The organism is Halosolutus halophilus (genome assembly GCF_022869805.1).
In the GTDB taxonomy this organism is placed as follows: domain Archaea; phylum Halobacteriota; class Halobacteria; order Halobacteriales; family Natrialbaceae; genus Halosolutus; species Halosolutus halophilus.
On record NZ_CP094974.1, the window covers coordinates 2,959,408 to 2,981,815 of the forward strand.

General features: G+C 66.2%; 14 protein-coding genes. 8 read left to right on the top strand and 6 right to left on the bottom strand.

Annotation, left to right across the window (positions count from 1 at the left end):
• Positions 1-375: 375 nt before the first annotated feature.
• A complete protein-coding gene (locus tag MUG98_RS14490) occupies positions 376-1,137 on the top strand; it encodes a hypothetical protein (protein ID WP_265108155.1) in 762 nt (253 codons plus the stop codon).
• Between the two features lie 180 nt (positions 1,138-1,317).
• Here the strand turns inward: MUG98_RS14490 and MUG98_RS14495 are convergent, their stop codons facing one another.
• Entirely contained in the window at positions 1,318-4,143 is a 2,826-nt protein-coding gene (locus MUG98_RS14495; RefSeq protein WP_265108156.1) for an ATP-dependent helicase, read from the bottom strand.
• A 59-nt stretch (positions 4,144-4,202) separates the two neighbouring features.
• Entirely contained in the window at positions 4,203-5,264 is a 1,062-nt protein-coding gene (locus MUG98_RS14500) for a zinc-dependent alcohol dehydrogenase family protein (RefSeq protein WP_265108157.1), read from the bottom strand.
• 110 nt (positions 5,265-5,374) lie between these two features.
• Here MUG98_RS14500 and MUG98_RS14505 point away from each other — a divergent pair, with 110 nt between their 5' ends.
• The 3 genes from MUG98_RS14505 to MUG98_RS14515 all read left to right on the top strand — a co-directional run bounded on the left by MUG98_RS14505 (position 5,375) and on the right by MUG98_RS14515 (position 10,312).
• Complete coding sequence (locus MUG98_RS14505) at positions 5,375-6,109, top strand: MBL fold metallo-hydrolase (protein WP_265108158.1); 735 nt, start codon at positions 5,375-5,377, stop codon at positions 6,107-6,109.
• A 166-nt stretch (positions 6,110-6,275) separates the two neighbouring features.
• On the top strand, positions 6,276-9,554 hold the full coding sequence (locus MUG98_RS14510; protein ID WP_265108159.1) for an MMPL family transporter: 3,279 nt from the start codon (positions 6,276-6,278) through the stop codon (positions 9,552-9,554).
• Entirely contained in the window at positions 9,551-10,312 is a 762-nt protein-coding gene (locus MUG98_RS14515; protein ID WP_265108160.1) for a TrmB family transcriptional regulator, read from the top strand. The genes MUG98_RS14510 and MUG98_RS14515 overlap by 4 nt, the downstream gene beginning before the upstream one ends.
• A gap of 49 nt (positions 10,313-10,361) precedes the next feature.
• On the opposite strand, the gene MUG98_RS14520 is transcribed toward MUG98_RS14515, so the two are convergent.
• Positions 10,362-11,429, bottom strand: a complete 1,068-nt coding sequence (locus tag MUG98_RS14520; RefSeq protein WP_265108161.1) for an mRNA surveillance protein pelota — start codon at positions 11,427-11,429, stop codon at positions 10,362-10,364.
• Positions 11,430-11,622: 193 nt separating this feature from the next.
• Between MUG98_RS14520 and MUG98_RS14525 the strand changes: the two genes are divergently transcribed.
• A complete protein-coding gene (locus tag MUG98_RS14525; protein WP_265108162.1) occupies positions 11,623-12,159 on the top strand; it encodes a hypothetical protein in 537 nt (178 codons plus the stop codon).
• A 37-nt stretch (positions 12,160-12,196) separates the two neighbouring features.
• Here MUG98_RS14525 and rqcH read toward each other — a convergent pair whose 3' ends face one another.
• A complete protein-coding gene (rqcH, locus tag MUG98_RS14530) occupies positions 12,197-14,344 on the bottom strand; it encodes a ribosome rescue protein RqcH (RefSeq protein WP_265108163.1) in 2,148 nt (715 codons plus the stop codon).
• 204 nt (positions 14,345-14,548) lie between these two features.
• On the opposite strand from rqcH, the gene MUG98_RS14535 reads away from it, so the two are divergent.
• Both MUG98_RS14535 and MUG98_RS14540 read left to right on the top strand, forming a co-directional pair.
• Positions 14,549-16,306, top strand: a complete 1,758-nt coding sequence (locus MUG98_RS14535; protein WP_265108164.1) for an alkaline phosphatase D family protein — start codon at positions 14,549-14,551, stop codon at positions 16,304-16,306.
• A 308-nt stretch (positions 16,307-16,614) separates the two neighbouring features.
• On the top strand, positions 16,615-17,271 hold the full coding sequence (locus MUG98_RS14540; protein WP_265108165.1) for a hypothetical protein: 657 nt from the start codon (positions 16,615-16,617) through the stop codon (positions 17,269-17,271).
• Positions 17,272-17,314: 43 nt separating this feature from the next.
• Here the strand turns inward: MUG98_RS14540 and tenA are convergent, their stop codons facing one another.
• The gene (gene tenA, locus MUG98_RS14545) at positions 17,315-17,974 is read right to left on the bottom strand and encodes a thiaminase II (protein ID WP_265108166.1); all 660 of its coding nucleotides are present in this window, start codon (positions 17,972-17,974) and stop codon (positions 17,315-17,317) included.
• A gap of 207 nt (positions 17,975-18,181) precedes the next feature.
• Positions 18,182-19,843 (bottom strand): tRNA uridine(34) 5-carboxymethylaminomethyl modification radical SAM/GNAT enzyme Elp3, encoded by a 1,662-nt coding sequence (locus MUG98_RS14550; protein ID WP_265108167.1) that lies wholly within the window; start codon positions 19,841-19,843, stop codon positions 18,182-18,184.
• 164 nt (positions 19,844-20,007) lie between these two features.
• On the opposite strand from MUG98_RS14550, the gene mbhE reads away from it, so the two are divergent.
• Positions 20,008-22,398 carry a hydrogen gas-evolving membrane-bound hydrogenase subunit E gene (gene mbhE, locus MUG98_RS14555; protein WP_265108168.1) on the top strand — a complete coding sequence of 797 codons (2,391 nt, stop codon included), beginning with the start codon at positions 20,008-20,010 and terminating at the stop codon, positions 22,396-22,398.
• Positions 22,399-22,408: the final 10 nt, after the last annotated feature.

Sequence of the window (22,408 nt, forward strand, 5' to 3'; positions counted from 1 at the left end):
ATGAAGTAATTTTGGGGAATTTCTACCACTGTTAGCCTTTACACAATCAGTTGGTATTTCTGGAAGAGGCGTTAGTAGTAATCCACTACACAGTCATCGCGATGGACTGTATCGTTCGATCGCTCTCCTGTAGTAACAAGTGACTTTGAGTGGCAGCTATACACTGTCGAGAATCCCGTCGATGGCTACTCTCTCTTCGACTCCGAAATTCCACCCGAGTAGAATACGGTCATAGGGAACGCCATTAACAAGGCCGCTGACGCGGCGGGAGCTGCCATTCCGGCGGTTGTCGTCGCTGCACTCGCTTACTACCTAGCTGTCACAACGCTCGCATCACCCGTCGGGGAGCTTGGAATCTAAGACGATTTGAACCGAATGAGGACTATGAACGAGGCGGCGACCGATATCGATCCCACGCACGCCCTGGTCCTCGGTGACCTCGAGGACTCAACTCGAGACGAACTCGAGTGCGTGAACGCGGCCCTCAGGGCGGCGCTCCAGCACGGGACGACCGTCGAGATCGCACTCGACGCCGAGCAATTCGCCGAGGACTACCCTGCCCGGGTCGCCGACGTGGACACGGAATTCGAGCGGGTCGACGAGGGGATCTACCGCGGTTCTCTCCCCCAGTGTACGGACGCGCTCGAGGGTCTTCTCACGGTCGGGACCTGGCATCGCTTCGTCGCGCTCGAGTCCGTCGCCGTCCGACGGGATGGGGAGGTTTTCCTGTGGTACGTCCCCGATCATCGGACGTTCGAACTCGACGCGAACCTCGCGGCGGAAGCCCTCGACGACGTTCGCGAGGTCTTCGAGGGGCGACCTGCCGCACTCGTCTCGACGGACGCGGCCGCCCAGTGGAACGACGGCGACCACTACTACTCGCTGGAGCCTCCTTCCCTGTGCGTCGACGACCGTTGTTTCGGTCTCTCGCGGCTCGCAGGCGTCGACGTCGACCCGCAGAACCGGCGGCTCTCGCTCTCGTGGCAGTCCGACTCTTCGGGGGTCGTCAGCCGGTTCGTGACACGGATTACGCCGTCACCGCCGACGACGCTGTCGATTCCCGACGATGAGACGTTCGAGCGGGTCGCCGGAACGCTCGAGCAATTGACAGCCGACCGCAGGTCGACCGAGGACTAGTGGCGTCCCACGCCGGAACTGCAGGGTCGAACCGAACGGGGGTCGCCGGTTCGGTCCTGTAGTCGACGCTCGGGAGGGTACTAGATACGAGCCCGACCGATCTTGCATAGCCACTTCACGGGTGGCTTTCGACGAGTTGTCCAGTATTGGTTTCGGCAACAGTATCAGACTACCTACTCGTCACTCGTCAGACGCGAGCCCCGCTAGCGACTCCTCGCCGATCTCCTCGAGGACGTGTTCGTGAAACGCCTGCAGGGCTGCGCTCTCGTCCTCGGCGAGCACGACGTCGCTAGCCGAGAGCGTCGCCAGCCCGAACGCCCGCGGCGTCGGCGAGTCGAGCAACTGCCGCTGGACGGTGATCTCGCCCGAATCGATCGCCGCGACGATCGCTTCGATCTCGTCGACGTTGAGTTTATCCTCCAGGATCTCGCGGTAGGTCTCCTCGATCACGGCGAACTCCGCTAAGTCCTCGGCGAACCCGAGCAGCATCTCGCTCGAGACCTGCTGTTCGCTGGCGGACTTCTCGTAGCCCTTGTACCGCTTGAGGATCATCAGCGATCGGGTCGCGTTGATCCGGAAGTACCGCTGGAGCAGGTCGGTGTCGGCGATGGCCGCACGGAGGTCCGAACGCACCTGCTCGGGGTCGAGATCGTCGACGATGCCCTCGATGTCGACCTTCCGGTTCAGCGGCATCGAGAGGACGAAGCCGTTGTCCGCGACGGCGACCCGGACGTTCGCGGTCGCCTCCTGGGCACAGCGATACGCGAGGAGGCGGGAGAGGCCGTCGTTGAACTTGCGACCGTACGCCGAGTGGACGTAGTAGTGGCGTTCGTACTCGTCGCGATCGCGCTCGACCTCGATCGCGAGCCGATCGGGCGTGCTCACGCTGTCGGCCCCCGCGAAGCGCACCTGGTGGTCGAACAGCCGGGCGATCGCGCGCACGCTGTCGTCGTCGAGCGGGAACTCCCGCAGCCACGCGCGGACCCGCGGCGGACCGCCCGCGTCGTAGTGATCCAGCAGGTCCGCCTGGAAGGCGAGGATCTCGCGGCCCAGATCGTAGGACAGTGGGAGCCGCTCGGAGTACCACGACGGAACCGTGGGACGGGCGCTGGTCCGATCGACGTACACCTTCGATCCGCGCCGGTAGCGGTACTCGAAGTGATCGCCGCCGAGGACGAAGACGTCGCCCTTCTCCAGGGTGTCGAGGTAGTTCTCGTCGAGCTGGCCGACCCACTCGTCGCTCGCGCGGGTGTGGACGTCGCAGGTAAAGGAGTCGGGGATCGTCCCGATGTTGGTCATGTAGATCACCCGCGCCAGCCGACCGCGCTTGCCGATCAGCGGTTCGCCGACGGGGTACTCCTCGTGGTGGTGCTGGCCGTCGGGCGGGTCGTTCTCGTCGCGCCAGATCTTCGCGTAGACGTTTCGATCTTCGAGACCGGCGTACTCCGCGGTCAGGTACCGCATCAACTGCTCGTACTCCTCGTCCGAAAAGTTCCGGTAGGGGTAGGCCCGGCGGAGGATCGCTTTCACCTCGGACTCGGGCCTGATTTCGGCGATCGCCATCCCGTAGACGTGCTGTGCGGCGACGTCCTGGGCGTTCTCCGGGATCGAGACCGAGTCGACGAACCCCTCGGCGGCCTTCTTCAGCATGACCGCACACTCGAGCAGTTCGTCCCGGTCGAGCGCGATCACCCGGCCGGTGACGGTCTGGCCGACACGGTGGCCCGCCCGCCCGATCCGCTGGAGCAGGGCCGCAACGGACTTCGGAGAGCCGACCTGCACGACGAGATCGACGTGGGGCATGTCGATCCCCAGTTCGAGCGAGGTCGAGGACGTCACGACGTCGAGGTCGCCGTCCTTCAGCCTCCCCTCGACGTCCTGACGGACGTCCTTCGAGAGGCTGCCGTGGTGACAGCCGGAGTTGTCCTCGTCGTAGACGTCGAACCGTTCGCGGAGGTTGTGCAGGACGCGCTCCGCACCCGATCGGGTGTTGGTGAACACGAGCGTGTTGGTATGGTCCTGCACGTGTTCGTGGAGCATCCGGTAGAACCGCTCCTGAACGACCTCGCGGGACGTGTTGATCAGATCGTCGGTCGGACACTCGAGTTCGATGTCGAACTCGCGGGCGAAGCGGGCGTCGACGATCTCGTACGGTCGCGGCTCGCGGGCCTCCGCCCCGCTCGCACCGTCCGCGGCGCGTAGCCCCTCGCTCGGCTCCCCGCCGGGTTCCTCACAGCCGACCAGAAATTCGGCAACCTGCGACAGCGGCTCGATCGTCGCCGAACAGCCGATCCGCGTGATCTCGCCCTCGGCCATCGCCTCCAGTCGTTCGAGACTCACCGACAGGTGGGTCCCTCGTTTGCCGTCCGCCAGCGAGTGGATCTCGTCGACGATGACGTACTCCACGGTACGAAGCTTCTCGCGGAACTTCGGCGAGTTGAGCAATATCGCGAGGGTTTCGGGCGTCGTGTTGAGGACGTGGGGCGTCTCCTCGAGCATCTTCTGGCGATCGCTCGAGTCCGTGTCGCCGTGGCGGATGGCGTGGCGGATCTCGCCCATCTCCTCGTCGCCGTCGCGGTCGGCGACGATCGATTCGATCCCCTCGAGCGGCACCTCGAGGTTCCGGTGGATGTCGTTCGCGAGCGATTTGAGCGGCGAGACGTAGAGGCAGTAGACGGAGTTCTCGAGGCCGTCTTCCGACTCGCGGTCGCGTCTGTAGAGTTCGTTAATGATCGCACAGAACGACGATAGCGTCTTTCCCGAACCGGTCGGCGCACAGATCAGCGTGTTCGTCCCGTCGTGAATCTTCGGGATCGCCCCCTGCTGCGGCGGCGTGAAGAACCCGTCGTTCTCGGGGACGAACTCGCCGAATTCCTCGAGCCACCACCGCTGAACTGCGGGCTCGAGCAGGTCGAAGACGTCCCGGTCCTCGATCGTGACCGCCGCGGGATCGAACGGGAGGGCGTCGTCGGCGATCGGTAACTCGAGGGACTCGGACTCAGCCATCATCGTCGTCTGCGGGAGCGGTATGTAAGAGGGTTTGGCTACCGGAGCGAAAGTGAATTTTAGAACTCGGTGACGACTTCCACGCCACGCGTCTCGTACTCGGTCATCGCCGCGAGCCGATCGGATACGTCCTCGAGCGCGACTTCGCGCGTGACGAGCCGATCGGGTTCGAGTCGGCCCGCCTCGATCATGCGCAGGAGTTCGTCGTACCGGGAGGGTGGCATCCCTCGCGAGCCGACGACCGTGACGTCCCACCGGGTGATCTCGTCGATCGGGAGCGGGACCTCACCGCGCTCGGCGTCGGTCGTCAGGCCGAGCTGGACGTGTGTCCCCCGGATCCCGAGACAGTCGAGGCTGTTCCGGCACGTCTCGGCGCGACCGAGCGCGTCGACGGAGACGTGGGCCCCGCCGTCCGTGATCGCTTCGATTTCGGCGGGGACGTCCTCGCGTTCGGACGCGTCGATCGTCGCCTCGGCACCCAGATCGGTCGCCATCGCGAGCGGCTCCTCGCGCACGTCGACCGCGACGACGGTCCCGCCGAGGGCCGTCGCGATCTGGACCGCGGCCAATCCGAGTCCGCCACAGCCGTGGACGGCGACCCAGTCGCCGCCAGCGAGGTCGACCCGGTGAGCGAGCGCGTGAAACGCGGTCACGTACCGACAGCCGAGTCCGGCGGCCTCCGTCGGCGAGACGACGTCCGGGAGTCGAGTCAGGTTGAACGCCGCGTGGGGGACGTGGACCTGTTCGGCGAACGCGCCGGGGACGCTGGATTCGAACCCGAGCGCGTAGCCGTCCTTACAGACGTTCCCGTGGCCAGTCCGACACTGGGGACAGCCACCCTCGCCGAGGTTGAACGGGATCACCACCCGATCGCCCGCCGCGAGTCGATCCACCTGGGCACCGACGCGAGCCACTCGGCCCGCGGGTTCGTGTCCGAGGATCTGCCCGATCGGCACCTGATCGTCGGCCCACTCGCCGTGGCCCTGCCAAGCGTGCCAGTCGCTCCGGCAGATGCCACAGGCCTCGACGTCGACGACGACCCCGTGGGGAGCGGGATCGGGTGGATCGACGTCCTCGATCGCGAGCGGTTCCCCGTACGCCTCGAGAGTTGCAGCGCGCATAGCGTTGCTATCGATCGCCGCCGAGTTAACGGGTCCGACCGCGAATTCCGCACACGAGGCCGCGGGGCCGAGCAGCCAATCTTATCGGACAGGCCGTCCGAGAGGTCCGTATGCGCGTCACCTTTCTCGGAACTGGCAGTGCGATGCCCACCGGCGAACGGTTCCAGACCGGCATCCTCGTCCAGGCGGACGGCCGATCGCTCCTGATCGACTGCGGGTCGGGCGCGTTACACCGCCTCCAGCAGTCCGGCGTCGGCTACGAGAACGTCTCGACGGTCCTCTTGACCCACCACCACCTCGATCACGTCGCCGACCTGCTCCCGTTGATGAAAGCCCGCTGGCTGGCCGGCGAGGAACACCTCGAGGTCGTCGGTCCGCAGGGGACCAAGACCCTGCTCGACGACCTCCTCTCGGTCCACGAGTACATGCAGGGCAAACTCGACCTGCAGGTGCGCGAGGTCGTCCCCGGCGAGTTTTCGGTGGCCGGATTCGACGTCTCGGCCTACGAGACGCGCCACTCGCTCCCCTGTCTCGCGTACCGTTTCGGCGACCTGTTCACGTTCAGCGGCGACAGCGAGGCGTTCGCCGGTCTGGCCAACTTCGCCGAGGGATCCGCGATCCTCGCCCACGACTGTTCGTTCCCCGACGACGTCGACGTCTCGAACCATCCCACGCCCGAGACGCTCGGCCGGGCACTCTCCGGGCGGGAGATCGGCCGGGTCTACCTGACCCACCTCTATCCCCACACCGACGATCGACACGAGGAGATGCTGGCCTCGATCGGGGCTCACTACGACGGCGACGTCCGGTTCGCGGAGGATCTCAAGACGGTCTCGATCGAGTAACTGCGTCAGGCTCCGGTCGGCGGGAGTAACGACGTCTGCGCGTCGAACGATCCACCCAGGCCTGTTAGTAGTCGGGTAACAACAGATATATCCCCGTCCGTTTCGGAAGGGGCTACCAAGGAATGAATTCGACGATCGCACCGAGGGGTCACTACGGTGATCGACGGTGAGCCTTCCCGATCGCATCGCGAATCTGGTCACGACGCACTCGGCGATCGTCCTCGCCGCACTTCTGCTGACGACGGCGCTGGTCGGCGCGGGAGCGCCGATGGTCGACGACGAGTCGTCGCTGGACCAGTACGAGAGCGACTCACCCGAAGGTGAGGCCCTCGAGTACGCGGAGGAGAACTTCTCGACCGACGATCAGGAGAACACGACGACGGTACAGGTGATCGTCAGGGGCGACGACGTCCTCACGAAGGAATCACTGCTCTCGTCGCTCGAATTCCAGCAGGAACTCCGGGGCGACGAGTCGATCAATTCGACGCTGGTCGAAGACGAAGCGATCGTCGGCGTCGAGAACCTCGTGGCGACGACCGCGATCCGCGAGGACCAGGCCGAAAACCTCTCCGAAAGCGGCGCGGAACTCGAGGCTCGCAGTGCGAAACTCGAGAATCGGAGCGCGGAACTCAACGGGACGGCCGAGGAACTCGAGCAGCGCTCGGCCGAACTCAACGAGACTGCCGACGACCTCGAGGCGGCGCTGAACGAGACCGTCGCGATCGAGACGGAGTACGCGGAACTGAACGCCTCCTACGAGGCCGGCGACATCTCCGACGAGGAGTACGAGCAGCGATCGGCCGAACTCGAGGGCCGGCTCGACGACGTCTACGAGGACGCGACGGCCGACCTCGACGAGGAGCAGTCGGCGCAGTTCGCCACGGCCATGTCGAACGCGCGAGAGATTCAGTCGTCCCTCGTCGAACTCGAGCGGGCGAACGAGGCCGGCGAACTCTCCGACGAGGAGTACGAGGAACGCTCGACTGAACTCGAGGGGCAACTCGAGGACGTCTACGTTCAGGGCACGCGAGGCGTACTCGAGGACGAGTACGCCCAGCTCGAGGAAGACAGCGATCAGCTCGAGGCGGATTTCGAGGAACTGGAAGAAGACAGCGAACAGCTCCAGGAAGACTTCGAGGAACTCGAGGAAGACCGCGAGGAACTCGAGGAAGCCGGCCAGCCGCCCCTCGACGACCAGATCGAGAAGCTCGAATCGATGAACGAGTCGGAGTACGAGGAGACGCTCACGAGCGTCCTCTCGGACGATGGCGACCAGGGCGGCGACCTGGCGCTGCGCCTGATGCCGACGTCCTACGAACCGGGTTCGACGGACGCGGACGCACGAATGCTGTTCGTGACGCAGTCGACCGAGAGCGGTGAGTTCCAGGGGCCGGGATCGGTCGACGATCGGACCACCGAGAGCCAACTCGAGCTTCGCGAGCTCGCGGACGACCGCGACCAGGAGATGCTCGTCTTCGGGTCCGGCATTATCACCGACGAGATCGACCGATCGATGAGCGACAGTCTGGCGATCGTCTCGCCGCTCGCGCTGCTGTTCGTCGTCGTCGCGCTGTTGATCGCCTACCGCGATCCGCTCGACATCGTCCTCGGGATCGCGGGCATCGTGGCGGTGCTGATCTGGACGTTCGGCTTCATGGGCTGGGCGGACATCGCGTTCAACCAGATGTTCGTCGCCATTCCCGTACTCCTGATCGGGCTCTCGATCGACTACGCGATCCACGTCTTCATGCGCCATCGGGAGCAACGCGAGACGCCACGCATCTCGGATACGGGAACGGGAAGCGAAGCGGCCCGTGAGCAACGCGACGGGGAGAGTCCCTCACAGGACGACGGAGAGCCGACGGACGTTCGGGGGTCGATGTCCGTCGCACTCGCGGGCGTCGGCGTCGCACTCGTCTGGGTGACGGCGACGACGGTCATCGGGTTCCTCTCGAACCTCGTCAGCCCGATCGGTCCGATCCGCGAGTTCGGCGTCGTGAGCGCGTTCGGCATCCTCGCCGCCATGATCGTCTTCGGCGCGATGATCCCCGCGGCGAAAGTCGAGATCGACGCCCGACTCGAGGCTCGTGGAATCGATCGGCACAGACGGGCGTTCGGCACCGGCGGCGGTCGACTCGCCGACGCGCTCTCGGTGGGCGCGGTCATCGCCAGGAAAGCTCCGCTGGCGGTCCTTCTCGTCACCCTGGTGGTGACCGCGGGCGGCGTCTACGGCGCGACCCAGGTGGACACCAGCTTCGATCAGGAGGACTTCCTCGCCGACAGTCCGCCCGCCTGGACCGAGGACCTGCCGGAACCGTTCCAGCCCGGCGAGTACAGCGCGAAGTCCGACCTCGAGTACGTCAACGAGAACTTCCAGCGACAGGACTCGCAGGCGCAACTGCTCATCAGGGGTGAGGTGACCGACGACGAGACGCTCGAACGCGTGGCGGACGCCCAGGACGACGCCGCCGACAGCGACGTGGCGTACGTGCTGGCGAGCGGCGAGGCCGACGTCCGCAGCCCGCTGTCGGTGATGGAGAACGTCGCAGCCGAGAACGAGTCGTTCAACGAGTCGTTCCAGGCGGCGGACACCGACGGCGACGGCGTCCCCGACGAGGACGTCGAGGCGCTGTACGACGACCTCTACGAGATCGACTCCGAGGCCGCAAGCGACGTACTCTACCGCACCGACGGCGAGTACGAGTCCGCCCGGATGGTCGTCTCGATCCAGGGGGACGCCTCGTCCGGCGAGACGACCGATGGGATGCGCGCCATCGCCGCGGACTTCGACGACGGCGACCGGTGGTCCGTGGTGGCGACCGGCGATCCGATCGTCAACTACGTCGTCGAGCAGGACCTGCTGGACACGGTTCTCCAGAGCCTGCTGATCACGCTCGTGGCCGTGTTCGTCTTCCTCACGGTCGCCTACTGGCTGACGGGCAACAGCGCGACGCTCGGCGCCGTGACCCTGCTCCCGGTCGCGCTCGCGGTCAGCTGGATCCTCGGGACGATGTACCTGATCGGGATGCCCTTCAACGTCCTGACGGGGATGATCACCAGCCTGACGATCGGGCTCGGCGTCGCCTACAGCATCCACGTCAGCGCCCGGTACACGCTCGAACTCGAGCGCCAGGGCTCGGTCTGGGACGCGATGCACACGACGGTGACGGGAACCGGCGGCGCCCTGCTCGGCAGCGCGGCGACCACTGTCGGCGGGTTCGGCGTCCTCGCGTTCGCCATCCTCCCCGTGCTCGAACAGTTCGGGATCATCACCGCGCTGACGATCGTCTACGCGTTCTTCGCGAGCGTGCTCGTCCTGCCGACCCTGCTCGTCCTCTGGACGCGGTACTTCGGCCCCGACGTCTCGTTCGAGGCGCCCTCGCCCGCGAGCGCTCGCGCCGCGAGCGACGGCGGCCGCCCCGAAGATGGAGGTGACGACCAGTGAGCGGCGACGAGACCGGTGCCCTGGAGGCCTTCGAACGGCTCGGCCTCACGAGCTACGAGGCGAAGGTCTTCATCGGTCTGCACCGCATCGGCTCCGGGACTGCCCGGGACGTCGCCCGGGCCGTCGACGTCCCGCGGTCGCAGGTGTACGGCGTCGCCGAAACCCTCGAGGAACGGGGACTGCTCGAGGTCCAGCAATCGAACCCCATTCGCTACCGGCCGGTGAGCGTCGACGAGGCCCGCGAGATCCTGCGCGATCGGTTCGAGACCGAACAGGAGCGAGCCTTCGAGTACGTCGAGGACGTCCGCACGGAGCCAAACGGCCAAGAGGAACAGGAGGACATCTGGACGGTCCGGGGGAGCGATCGAGTCGACGATCGCGTCGTCGACCTCCTCTCCGATGCCGACCGACGAATCGTCTTCGGGACGCGTCTGCCGGAACTGCTCACCGACGACATCGAGGCGGCGCTCGACGAGCGCGCCGCCGCGGGCGTCGACGTCGTCGGCGTCAGCGCAACCGAGGCGGTCCGCGAACGGCTCTCCCGACTGGAGGGCGTCGACGTCTTCACGCCGCCCGCCCACCGCCAGGGCGACGACCGATCGGGGCGGATCGTCATCGTCGATGACGACGCCGTCCTGCTCTCGGTCATCGACGACGACGGAAGCGAGACCGCGATCTGGAGCTCCGGATCGCTGTTCGCGTCCGTGTTGGTCCAGCTGATCCAGGTGGACGAGCAGACGCTGCTGGAGTCGCGTTGACCGGGATCGGCGCTTGCCGATCGAGTCGACCGATCCGAAACCCCGTCTCTCAGTCGAGCCGGTATCGCAACAGCGCCGCGATTCCCCCGAGGTTCGAGAGCTGCTGACCCGGCGGGAACTCGCTCGAGAAGACCGTCACCTCGCCGCCTTTCTGTTCTGTCGTGCGGACGATGTCGTCGACGTCGACGTCCCACTCGCCGTCGGGCCCCCGTTCCTTGCGTAGCCGATCGTCGAGGATCAGCAGCCGCTCGATCGCGCCGAACTCGGCGGCCTGCTCGACCTCTTCGGGCCCGTAGGCCGCCTTCGCGCCCTGGGCGATGCGCGCGGTGAGTTCGTCGATGTACTCGGCCTCGCGCTCGATGCGGGTCTCCTGCTGGACGTCCGCGACCGCGCCGCGTTTGAGGACCTCGTGGACGCCCCGGTCGCCGACGGCCGCCGTGTCGACCATCGTGACGTCTTCCGCGACTCCGGGCTCGTTGTCTTCGAGGTACTTGTAGGCGTCCCGTTTCGTGAAGCCGGGCCCGGCGAGGATGATCGCGTCCGCGTCCTGTCGTTTCAGGACGTCGCCGAGTTCCGAGAACAGTTCCGATCGATCGCGGGCGTACTCGCCTTTCCCGGTGGGGCCGGTGATGGTCGCCCGCTCCTCGGTTCCGTACTGGGCGACCGTGTGGACGTGGGCCTGTCCCTCCTCGACGGTCGCGATGGCGACGTCCGGGTTCTCGGTCGCCTCCTCGGCCTCCTCGAGACGGGCCTCCTGGTCCGGCTTGAAGTACTTCTCGATCGATATCTCGTCGCGCCCCTCGACGTTCAGCGTGTGGTGAAACCCGAGCTGGTCCTCGCGGGAACAGGCGACGATCTCGCCGCCGACGCGCAGCCGGTTGGCGAACTTGTGGAACTCGACGTCCTCGACCGCGATCGCGACCCACATGTGTTCGCGCTCCCCGCCGGTGTCGCGCATCTGGTCGTCGTTGCGCTGGATCCGCCGGGTGGTGTCGCCCGCGACGCGATCGCCGGGTTCGAGGACGTACTGGAGGTGCCAGAGGTCGTCGACGCTCTCGGGGACGACGGTGACCCGTTCGCGCCCGCCCTCGACCTGTTCCCGGTCTTTGATCTGCATGCGCGTGGGTTCTCGGGGTGCGGGTAAGTGGGCTGCGATCCCCTCGCGATCGGTCCGGGCGGTCCGGCGACTCCGTTCCGGGGTCCACCGTACCGCCGGCGATCGGCTCGCACCGTCCTGCCTGCTAACATGGGTGGGAATATCCACCATAGTAAGGGTCCAGTGGTATCCCCGTGGCGAACCTACCTCCTGTATGAAGCTCGCACACGTGACGCTCCTCGAAGACTTCGGAAACCGATCGCTCGCAGTTCACGGCATCATGGTCCTCGCCTTCGCTAACGCGATCCTGGCGGGACTGTTCGTCGCGGGTCAACTGGGACTCGTCTCGTTCGTCGCCCTGCTCAACTTCACCGCAGGACTGTGGGTCGCACACTCGGTCCACTCCCTCGGGAACGGCGTCACCGGCGACGACGATTACGCCGGCGTCCTGAACGAACTGTTCGATACCGAGACCGAGGACGGAGACGAGGGGCTCGACACCGGCCGCTTCGGTCGCCTGCTCGCGCTGATCGCGGCCGTGACGGCAGTGTCGCTGTTGACCTCGGCACAGGTCCTGGCGGGAACCGTCCTGTCGATCGCCGTCGTCGCCGTCGGAGCCATCGCGGTCGTGACCGCCATCGTCGGGTTCCTGATCGCGCTCGGCGCGTCCTACGACGAGAGCCAGCAGCGGTGGGTCGACAGACAGGAGGAGAACGTGGACGCCGACGTGGACGCTGATCCGGTCGACTGAGAACGCGCGAGGGTCGTGAATACGGACTCCTGCGGGCTCACTCCTCGGAGATCCGGCTCCCGCCCGGCGGCATGAAGTGCTGGATTCGGTCCGGGCTGGCGATCTTGCGGACGAACGACTTGTCTTCGAACCGCTCGCGGAAGCGCCGGTAGAGCCGCTTGGCAGCGTCCCCCTGGGCGTACCGGCCCGGTTCGATCTCGATCGTCGTCTCGGCCTGGCCCTCGATCGCCGACGGTGGACCGCCGATCACGCGCGTCCACGGCTCACACTGGATGCCGACGGCGACGCCGACCGGCGTGTCGTCGTAGTAGGTCCGATCGCCGCGCACCGCGAATCCGCCTTTCTCGAGGTACTCCCCGCTCTCGGGCGTCTTCGAGACCTGATCCGAATCGACGGCGTACACGTCGCCCGCGTAGCGGCCGTCCTTCCAGACCGACGAGTAGGAGACGGCGAACTGGGCGGCCTCCTCGATGCTCGTCTCCGGAATCTCGATGTCGCCCGAGGAGGCCTCGCTCGGGTCCGTCGCCTTGAGCACGGTGACGGGACCGCCGTGGGCCTGCGTGTGGAGGACCTTGTCCCCGCGCTCGAGATACTTCTTCACCAGTTCCTCGTTCTGGTCGGCGTTGCGCCCGCCGATGACGAGGAAGTCGTCGCTCGTGTGGAACCACCGGAACCGATCGTACCACGGCTCGTTCTCCCGGATCGGGACGGACGAGAGGGAGAGCCAGTCCCGGTCCTCGTCCTCCTCGTCGTCCTCGCCGTCGCCGGGCGCGCCGTCCTCGGCTTCCCACCGTTCCTTCCTTCGCTTGACCGCCTCCAGGTCCTCGCGGGTGTCCTCGATCGCCGCCAGTGCGCCCTCCTTCTTCTCCTCGATGCGCTTCGCTTCGGTGTAGAGCCGATCGGCGTTCTGCTCGACGCCGTCGTGGGCGACGAGATCGATCCGCTCGCCGTCGATCTCGACCGTCACCATCCCCTCGCTGCCGTCGACGTCGACGACCGCCTCGGCGGCCTCGATGCCGCGCTCGGCCCCCTCCGCGAACCGCTCCTCGATCTCGGCCCACGATCGGTCCTGGTTGCGGGCCTCCTGGATCGTCGAGAGGATGTCGTCGACGAGGCCGTAGTTTGCGTAGAGCAACTCGGCGTTCTCCCGCTGGGCCTCGGCCTGCTGTTCGAACCCCTCGATCGCGCCCTCCTGCTGGTCGATGATCCGCCGGTGTTTGGCGATCTCGGCCTCGAAGTCGGGCTTCTGGTCGGTCGGGTCCGGTTCCTCCTCGTCCTCGAGCGTGAGTTCGAAGAAGTAGTCGTCAAGCGCCGCGAGGAAACTGTCGGCCGGATCGGCCGCGAGTTCGGCGTGTTCCTCGAGCGGGAACGGCGTGACGTCGACGACGGGGCCGTCGGCCGCGTCGCTCTCTCCGTCCCCCTCGTCGTCCTCGCCCTCCTCGCGGTAAATCCGGGGGTCGAAGTTCCCGTTGCGGATGTCGAGCGCGAGGCGTTCGATCGCCTCGTACACCCGCCGGTAGTCGTCCTCGGTCGCGTCGTCGATGTCGAGGGCCTTCTCGACGCCGGCGCGGGTACAGAGTTCCTCGGCGTAGAGGCCGCCGAAGTTCAACTGGGTCGCGAGCGTCCGGACGACGTCCGTGTCGGAGTCGTCCATCTCGCGATCGAACGCCTCCCGGGAGACCGTCAGCGGGTTCGTCCGCGTGTCGGGGAACTCGTAGCGAGAACCGGGGACGACGGTCCGGGACTTGAGACGAACGGTCTCGAGGCAGTCGATCACCTCGTACTCGCCGTCGGTGACCGCGACATTGCCCTGGCCGAACAGTTCGACGATGATGCGGGTCGTCCCGTCCTCGCGCTCGAAGACGAACTCGAGGATGCGATCGAACTCGTACTGTTCGACCCCCGCGAAGTCCGCCCCCGAGAGGCGATTCCGGAGCATCATCGCAAACTGGGGTGGCCGGCCGGGGGCGTCCGGCACGCGCTCGGGCGCGACGGTGTGGGCGCGCTTGACCTCGCCCACCTCGAGTACCAGTTCCACCCGGCCCCGATCGAAGTCCCGCATCTTGAGCCGGACGAGGTCATCGCCGTAGAGATAGGCCTTGTCGACCTTCGCGCCCTCGTAGGTGCCCAGTTCCTGGACGAGGGCGGCGAGGTCGACGCTCGTGAGTTCCCGCTTGGGATCCATACCGCACACTCCCCGGCGCGGTCAAAAAGACGTGTCGCTCCGGCACAGGCGTCGATCGTCGATCGCAGGCGAACGCGGCAGTTCGCCGAAAGGATACGGATCCCTACTGTCCGAGAACGCCTCGCATTCCGCGGCCGGCGGGACAGTCGCTCGTACCTCCGTATCCACAGATATACAACCTCGCACCTCACCAACAGGGGCTATATGGCGGACGAAATCGACCTCGGCGGGCGCGACGAGCCGTTACGGGGTGAAGACGATCACGCCGAACTCCTGTCCGAACTCGACTCGCACGACCTCGCGGTCGCAACCGATCCCGATCCAGACACCGACACTGGCCGGTTCGAGTACGACCCCGACGCGGATCCGGACGCGGTGTTTCCCCAGTCGGTGGCCAGCGGCGGGCCGACCCCGACCGGGGTAATCCTCTGGACGCGGATCGCCCCCGCCGTATTCGATGCAACCGACCCGTTGGCCGTGCGCGTAGCCCGCGACCCTGACTTCGACGACGTCGTCTACGAGGGCGTGGTCACCGACGCCGAGCAAATCCGGGCCCACGACTACACGGTCAAAGTCGATCTCGACGGGCATCTCGACCCGGACCGCGAGTACCGCTACCGGTTCTATTACCGTGATACGGCCTCGCGGATCGGGCGGTGCCGGACGCTCCCCGCGCCCGACGCGTCCCCCGAATCCGTGCGGTTCGCGGTGCTCGCCTGTCAGAACTATCTCAACGGGTACTATCCCGCGTATCACCACGTCGCCCGCGAGGACGTCGACTTCGTCGTCCACGTCGGCGACTTCATCTACGAGTCCGACGACGGCCACTTCAAGGGCCTCGGATCGTACGACTACCCCGGGCGCGAGAAGGACTTGCCCAGCGGGAACAGTCGCGTGTGGGGCCTCGACGATTACCGGTACCTGTATCGCACGTATCGAAGCGATCGATTCCTTCAGGAAGCGTTAGAAGCGCACACGCTGATCGCGGGGTGGGACGATCACGAACTGGTCAACGATCTGTACTGGGACAAACGAACGGATGCACCCGCGGGTGACCATCCCCGGGGCGACGACCCCGCGTTCATGACCGACCTCGTCGCCGACGCGATGCACGCGTGGTGGGAGTACATGCCTGCTCGCGTCCACTATAATCCGCGTGGCGACAACCTCCAGGACCGGTTCCAGCTCTGGCGCGAGTTCGAGTTCGGGGACCTCGTGACGCTCGCGATGACCGACGAACGCCTGTTCCGCGATCCGCCTCGGCAGGCGATCCCGACGCCCGACAACGTCGGCCCGCACCGCGAACCGCCCGGACGGACGATGCTCGGCGAGGACCAACGCGAGTGGCTCATCGACACGATCACCGGATCGGACGCGACGTGGACGGTGTGGGCCGACGAGGTCCTGACCGTCCCGCTCCGCGTCGGCTCCGGCCCGCTCTCGCTCTACCCCGTCCAGGGCGGATGGGACGGCTATACGAGAGAACGGATGCAAATCACCGAGACGATCGCGGAGGCCGACGTCGACAACTTCGTGACCCTGACCGGAGACATGCACTGCTATATCGCCGCCTACTCGCAGTCGTCGTATCCCGGGCGAGTTACGGGCGGGGAGGGCGTCGCGCAAGGCGACCGGATCGGCGTCGAGTTCATGACGCCCGCCGTGACCTCGCTCAACGTCGCGGAGGCCTTGCATCTGACTCGGGGCTGGCGGCGGACGCTCACCGAACCGCTGTTGTCGTGGCTGGTGCCGGCGATGAATCCGCATATCGAGTTCTTCGACAGCCATCACTGGGGGTATTCGGTGGTCGAATTCGCGCGAGATGCGTGCACGTATATCGGGTACGCCGTCGACAAGACGACGAACACGCCGGATGCCGATCGATCCGTCGTGGCCGCGTATCGCGTTCCGGAGGGCGAGGTCGCGCTAGAGGACGTGACCGAGCAGTATCGGGCGCAGTAGGGCGGCGCGGACGGACCGTCATTGCCAGTTGGATTCGATACGGCCTCGAACCGATCGGCACTCGTCGCCGAGAGACGGGACGATTGAAACTGCGTACCGGGGCTCAACAGGCACAGCAGCGCCTCGACTATCCGTGAGCGACCTTCGTCGGACAGTCGGCGAGTATCCCCAGTCCTATCCGACAGTATAATCCGAAGCCACCCACTTTGAACGCGTATGAACGACGGCAGTGCCGCTCGACCGCTCGATCGGGTCCGATCGACGCGGTGTGCGCGGACCGGACCGCACCACGGCGGTGGTCGATACCCATGAGCCAGGCACCCGATCGCCGCTGGGAGGACGTCTTCCAGCTTCCCTCGTTCTTCGATCGCCTCGCGGACGAGGGCGGCATCTCCGTCGTGGATCTGATCGACGAACTGAACGCGAGCGGGCAGGTCGACGTCGACGCTGCAGGCGTCGTCTACCACGACCGGGGAATCCGGGCACCGGGCTACGACGCGACGTTCGTCCACGAGCCAACCGGTTCGCGAGGCCGACCGGCGTTCAGCGTCGAGGTCGATACGATCGGCCCGCGAAACACCTGGGAAAAGTTCGACGACACCCTGTCGTGGGACGTCTACCTCGTCCGAACGGACGATCTGGCGGCGATCGCGTGGCTCAGCGACGAGGAGTACAAAGTCGAGGACGCGGATCGCTTCCAGTCCAAACAGGAGGCGGTCGCCGCCGGACGGTTCTCGTTCGGCGTCTTCCTCTACGACGAGGCGGCGTGGAGCCAGCGGGTCGAACGACTGCAGGCGACGAACGCGCCCGCGTTCCTCCTGCAGGAGGACGGACAGCCGGTCTTTCCGGAGTCGCAGGGGGAATTCTACGACATCGTCGACTCGACGGTCACCGAGTTCCGGACGACCGGCGGAAACGCGCCCTCCTACCTCGGCGTGCTCGAACTCGAGGTTACGATCGACTGATCCCTCGAGTCCACTCCGACGATCGACGGCCCGTGGCGCTCTATCAGACGTCCCAGCCCTCCAGCGTGTAGGCCATCTCCCAGAACCGATACTCCAGCCTGGCGCTCGTGAGAAACGCCTCCCGCATCGCGTCGTGCTCGCCGGGGTAGCGCTCGCCACAGCGATCGACGAACGCGCGACACCAGTCGGTCGCCTCGCGGAACTCCTCGCTCGTGTACATCTCGATGAACGGGGTGTACCGGTGATCCCCGTCGGCGAGGTCGGCCATGTGCTCGGCGACGTCGAGGTAGCCCTGCATACACGGGTACAGCGCAGCCGCGATCTCCGCGATCGAGCCCTCGTAGGCGGTCCTGAGGAGGAAGTTCGTGTACGCCACGCACGTCGGGGCTTTCTCGACGGCTTCCAGTTCCTCGGGCGTGATGCCGTACTCGGCGGCGAACTCGCGGTGGAGGTCCATCTCGTGATCGAGCACCTGGTGGGCGACCCCGAGCAGGTGGGTCATCGACTCCTCATCGTGCGCTTTCACCCCGGCGATCGCGAACAGTCGCGCGTAATCCAGCAGATACCGGTAGTCCTGTTTCAGCCAGTGCTCGAACGCCGCCTCGTCGAGCGTCCCGGCGGCGAGTTCGCGGACGAACGGATGGTTCTTCTGTGCCTCCCAGATGTCTATTCCGGCCTCGAGAAGCGTATCGCTGAACGCCATCACGTCACACTGACGCGCTGGGAGGAAATATATATGGGTGATACAACCGACTGATTTCCCGGAACGACGAACCTGGTGAGCGTCTTTCCGATCGGCCCCTGGAATGGGCGAGCGGCGATCGAATTCGAATTCGTCGCGCGTTCGGAACGTGAGGGCCCGGATCGATCGGAGCGATCGCGGACGCGACGCCGTGCCAGCGACGTCCGGTTAGATACGCTTGCTCACGTAGGGGCCGTCCTGGTGGTAGCCGAGTTTGTTCCGGTAGTACTCCCGGGCACCGATCCCCGAGATAACGCTCAGTTTGTCGTAGCCGGCGTCGGCGGCGATCTCCTCGGCGCGGGCCATCAGTTGCTGTCCGTACCCCTGGTGCTGGTGTTGATCGGTCTCGCCCTCGTCTCCCATCGCAACCTCGCTGCCGTACACGTGGAGTTCGCGGACGAGCGCCGCGTTCTCGAGTTCCGATCGGACCGGGTCTCCCGGGAACCGCAGTCGGCAGAAGCCGATCAGGAGGTCCCGCTCGAAGTCCTCGACGGAGATGAAGTGTTCCGTACCGCCGCAGGCCTCGTAGGTCGTGACGTCGAGGTCGACGTCCCCGGGGTCCTCGTCGTTCATCCCGACCTCGCGACAGCGGATGCACTCACACTTCCAGCCGTGCTCGTCCATGCGCTTTCGTGCGAGTTGCCGGAGGTTCGACTTCCAGACCCCCGCGTCGATGAAGTCCGCGGGAATGTCGCGCTGGACGCGCTGCAGTCGCGTGTACCGGGGAATCATCGACTTGATCTCGGCGACGAGTTCGGCGGCCTCCTCGTTTCCCAGCGGTTCGTACTCGTCTTCGTACCACCAGTCGTAAGTGGCCGTCCCGCGGACGACGAGCGTCGGGTAGATCTTCAGGTAATCCGGTTTCCACTGCTCCTGTTCGAAGAGTCGCCGGAAGTCCTCGAGACACATCTCCTTCGACATTCCGGGCTGACCGGGCATCATGTGGAAGCCCACCTTGAACGCCGAATCCCGCAGTCGTCGGTTGGCGTCGATCGATTCCTGCACGCCGTGGCCGCGGTGCATCTCGCGGTTGATCCGCTCGTAAGTGGTCTGAACGCCGACCTCGACCTTCGTGCCGCCCAGATCGAGCATCCGATCGATCTGCTCGGGATCGCACCAGTCCGGTTTGGTCTCGAAGGTCGTCCCGATGTTGCGGACGTCGGCGGTCTCGTTCTCCGCGATGACGTCCTCGACGTACCGCCACTCGTACTCCTCGGGGTCTTCGGCGAAGCTGACGCCCTCCGCGGGTTCGGGTTCCTTGTCGACGTCGTAGTCGTTCATCGCCTCGAGGGCGCGCTTGACGAACCACTCTTGGTAGTCGTGGCTCCGGGCGGTCATCGTCCCGCCCATCAGGATGAGTTCGACCTTGTCGACGGGGTGACCGATTTCCCGGAGTTGTTCGAGCCGTAGCGTGACCTGCCCGTACGGATCGTAGTCGTTCTGGACGCCGCGGGCCGCGGCGGGTTCCTCGCCCGTGTAGCTCTGGGAGGAGGAGAACTCCGAGTCCGGCCCGCCGGGACAGTAGAGACACTTGCCGTGTGGACACCGCTCGGGCGAGGTCATGATCGCGACCGGCGAGACGCCGGAGGCCGTCCGGACCGGCTTACGCTGGAGCACCGTCTGGAGTTCATCGCGGTGCTCGTCGGGCGCGTAGTCCACCAGTTCGGAGTTCTTGGGGACTTTCGGTGCCGAGTGCTCCGAACACGCCTCGAGTTTGGCTTTCTCGACCTCGTCGCGATCGATTTCGCCCGCGAGGATCCGCTCGACGAGCGTCTCACAGACCTGCTCGAAGGCGTCGGTTTCGGTCGGATCGGGCGTCTCGGTACTCACTGTACAACGGTCATCGCCGTTCGCGAATAAGGGTATCGGACTCCGAAACCGCAGGTCCGCCTCGCCGCTCGTCGGTCACCGTGCCGATCGGTCGGTTGGTCCCGGAGCCGCTGGCCAAAAGGTAATCGTTTAAGCGTGGGGTCGCCCTATCCCCGGCGTACTGAATGTCACCCGACCAGGCGGTGGTCGTCGCCGCGGTCGCGTTGCCGTTCGTCGCTGCAGCGCTCACTCCCCTGCTTTTCAGGCTGCTCGGCGAGCGAACCGGCTACGCGGGCGCCGTCGTCGCGATAACGTCGTTCACGTTGCTCGCCTCGCAGTACACCGAGGCGACGACGAGCTCCGGGACCGTCCCTCCGCTCCCCTGGATCCCGTCGCTCGACGTCGTCCTTCGGTTCTACGTCGACGGCTGGGGGCTGCTGTTCGCCCTGCTCGCCTCCGGCATCGGCACGCTCATCTTCCTGTACTCGCCCGCGTACATGCACGGCGAGTCCCACCTCGTCAGATACTACGCCGCGTTGCTGGCGTTCATGGGATCGATCCTCGGCGTCGCGCTCGCGGCCGACCTGATCGCGATCTTCCTCTTCTGGGAACTCACCAGCCTCGCGTCGTACGTCCTGATCGGCCACTACACGGCCGACGACTCCTCGCAGTACGCCGCCCGGATGGCGATGGTCGTCACCGTCGGCGGCGGCCTCTTCCTGCTGGTCGGCTTCCTCCTGCTTTCGATCGTCGCGGTCGACGTCGTCGGCTCCGCGTCCGCGTCCGCGGTCGGCGTCTACGACCTGTCCGCGATGCTCGACAACCCCGACGCGATGCAGTCCGCCCTCCGCGATCGCGGGCTGTTCCTGCCAGTGCTGGGACTGCTCGCGATCGGTGCGGGGACGAAGTCCGCCCAGGTCCCGCTGCACTTCTGGCTGCCGAACGCGATGGCGGCCCCCACGCCCGTCTCGGCCTTTCTCCACTCCGCGACGATGGTGAAAGTCGGCGTCTACTTCGTGGGACGGATGCGGCCGATCCTCGTCGGGGAGGAGTGGCTCTTCCTGTTCGCGACGCTCGGGTTGACGACGATGACCGTCTGCGCGATCCTGGCGGTCGCCGCGACGGACATCAAGGAACTGTTGGCGTACTCGACGGCGAGCCACCTCGGACTGATGATCGCCGGCTTCGGGTTCACGTCGATTTACGGGGCCGAAACCGGCGTCTTCCACCTGCTCAACCACGCCCTGTTCAAGGCCGCGCTCTTCCTCGTCGCCGGGATCGTCGCCCACGAGGCCGGCACCCGGCGGATCGACGCCCTCGGGGGACTCCGTCACGACCTGCCGGTCACGGCGGCCATCACGGTCGTCGTCGCCCTCAGCATGGCCGGCATCCCCCCGTTCAACGGCTTCTACTCGAAGGAACTGCTGTTCGAGGCGGCCGTGGAGGCCAGTCACTACCACGACATCGGCGCGCTCGGCTGGCTCTACCCCGCCGTGGCCGTATTCGGGAGTATCTTCACCGTCCTCTACTCGCTCCGGTTCCTGGGCCTGTTCTTCGGCGCCCGGCCCGACGGACTCGGCGACGTTCACGAGCCCTCGATCACGATGCTCGTCCCGCCGGCCGTCCTGGCCGCGCTCGCCGCCGTCGTCAGCGTCGATCCCGAGGTCGCGGTCCGGGTCATCGTCCAGTCCGGCGTCGACGCGACCGCCACCGACCCCGAGGCGATGCACGTCGGCCTCCCCACCTCGTACTCGACTCCGGTGGGGATGAGCGCGATCGCGATCGGAGTCGGCTTCCTCGCGTACCCGTTCTACGATCGGATTCACCGCGGGATCCGATCGGTCCCGGCTGCGGCCCCGCCGGTGAGCGCGAACTGGTGGTACGACGCCGTCGTCGGCAACCTCACGGGTGCGGGGTCCTGGCTCGGGTCCCGGGTCCACAACGGCCTGCTCCGGACGTACGCGACGTGGACGTTGGCCGCCACCTGCGCCTTCGCGCTCGCTGGCTTCGCCGCGACGGTGGCCGTCGCCCCCGGCGAACTCGTCGGTATCGACGCCACGCCGGCGATCGCACTCGTCCTGGCGGTCGCGGTCGTGGCCGCGATCGCGGTCGTCACCGCCGACTCTCACGTCGCCGGCATCCTCACGCTCTCGATCCTGGGGTTCATGATCGCCATCTTCTACATCCTCGCCAGCGCGCCCGACCTCGCGCTGACGCAACTGGTCGTCGAGACGCTCGTCCTCTTGATCTTCCTGCTCGTGATCGAGGAGATTCCCGAGTACTACGAGGTCGGCCTCGGCGGGGTCGCCCGGGACGCCGTTCTCTCGCTGGCCGTCGGCGCGACCGCGTTCGTCACCGTCCTTCTCACGACCGACGCCCGCCCCGAGGGCAGTACGGACGTCGCCCGCTACTACGCCGAGAGCGCCGTTCCCGAGGGTGGCGGGACGAACATCGTCAACGTGATCCTCGTCGACTTCCGCGGCTTCGACACGCTCGGCGAACTCGTCGTCGTCACGCTGGCCGCGATCTCGATCCTGACGCTCATCGTCATGCGCTCCCGAGGTGACGACGAATGAGGACCGACGA

Coding starts and splice junctions, on each gene's coding strand:
- MUG98_RS14505 (WP_265108158.1), top strand. CDS start 5,375: ATGCGCGTCACCTTTCTCGGAACTGGCAGTGCGATGCCCACCGGCGAA.
- tenA (WP_265108166.1), bottom strand. CDS start 17,974: ATGGCGTTCAGCGATACGCTTCTCGAGGCCGGAATAGACATCTGGGAG.
- MUG98_RS14525 (WP_265108162.1), top strand. CDS start 11,623: ATGAAGCTCGCACACGTGACGCTCCTCGAAGACTTCGGAAACCGATCG.
- MUG98_RS14490 (WP_265108155.1), top strand. CDS start 376: ATGAGGACTATGAACGAGGCGGCGACCGATATCGATCCCACGCACGCC.
- MUG98_RS14535 (WP_265108164.1), top strand. CDS start 14,549: ATGGCGGACGAAATCGACCTCGGCGGGCGCGACGAGCCGTTACGGGGT.
- MUG98_RS14520 (WP_265108161.1), bottom strand. CDS start 11,429: ATGCAGATCAAAGACCGGGAACAGGTCGAGGGCGGGCGCGAACGGGTC.
- MUG98_RS14495 (WP_265108156.1), bottom strand. CDS start 4,143: ATGGCTGAGTCCGAGTCCCTCGAGTTACCGATCGCCGACGACGCCCTC.
- MUG98_RS14540 (WP_265108165.1), top strand. CDS start 16,615: ATGAGCCAGGCACCCGATCGCCGCTGGGAGGACGTCTTCCAGCTTCCC.
- MUG98_RS14500 (WP_265108157.1), bottom strand. CDS start 5,264: ATGCGCGCTGCAACTCTCGAGGCGTACGGGGAACCGCTCGCGATCGAG.
- mbhE (WP_265108168.1), top strand. CDS start 20,008: ATGTCACCCGACCAGGCGGTGGTCGTCGCCGCGGTCGCGTTGCCGTTC.
- rqcH (WP_265108163.1), bottom strand. CDS start 14,344: ATGGATCCCAAGCGGGAACTCACGAGCGTCGACCTCGCCGCCCTCGTC.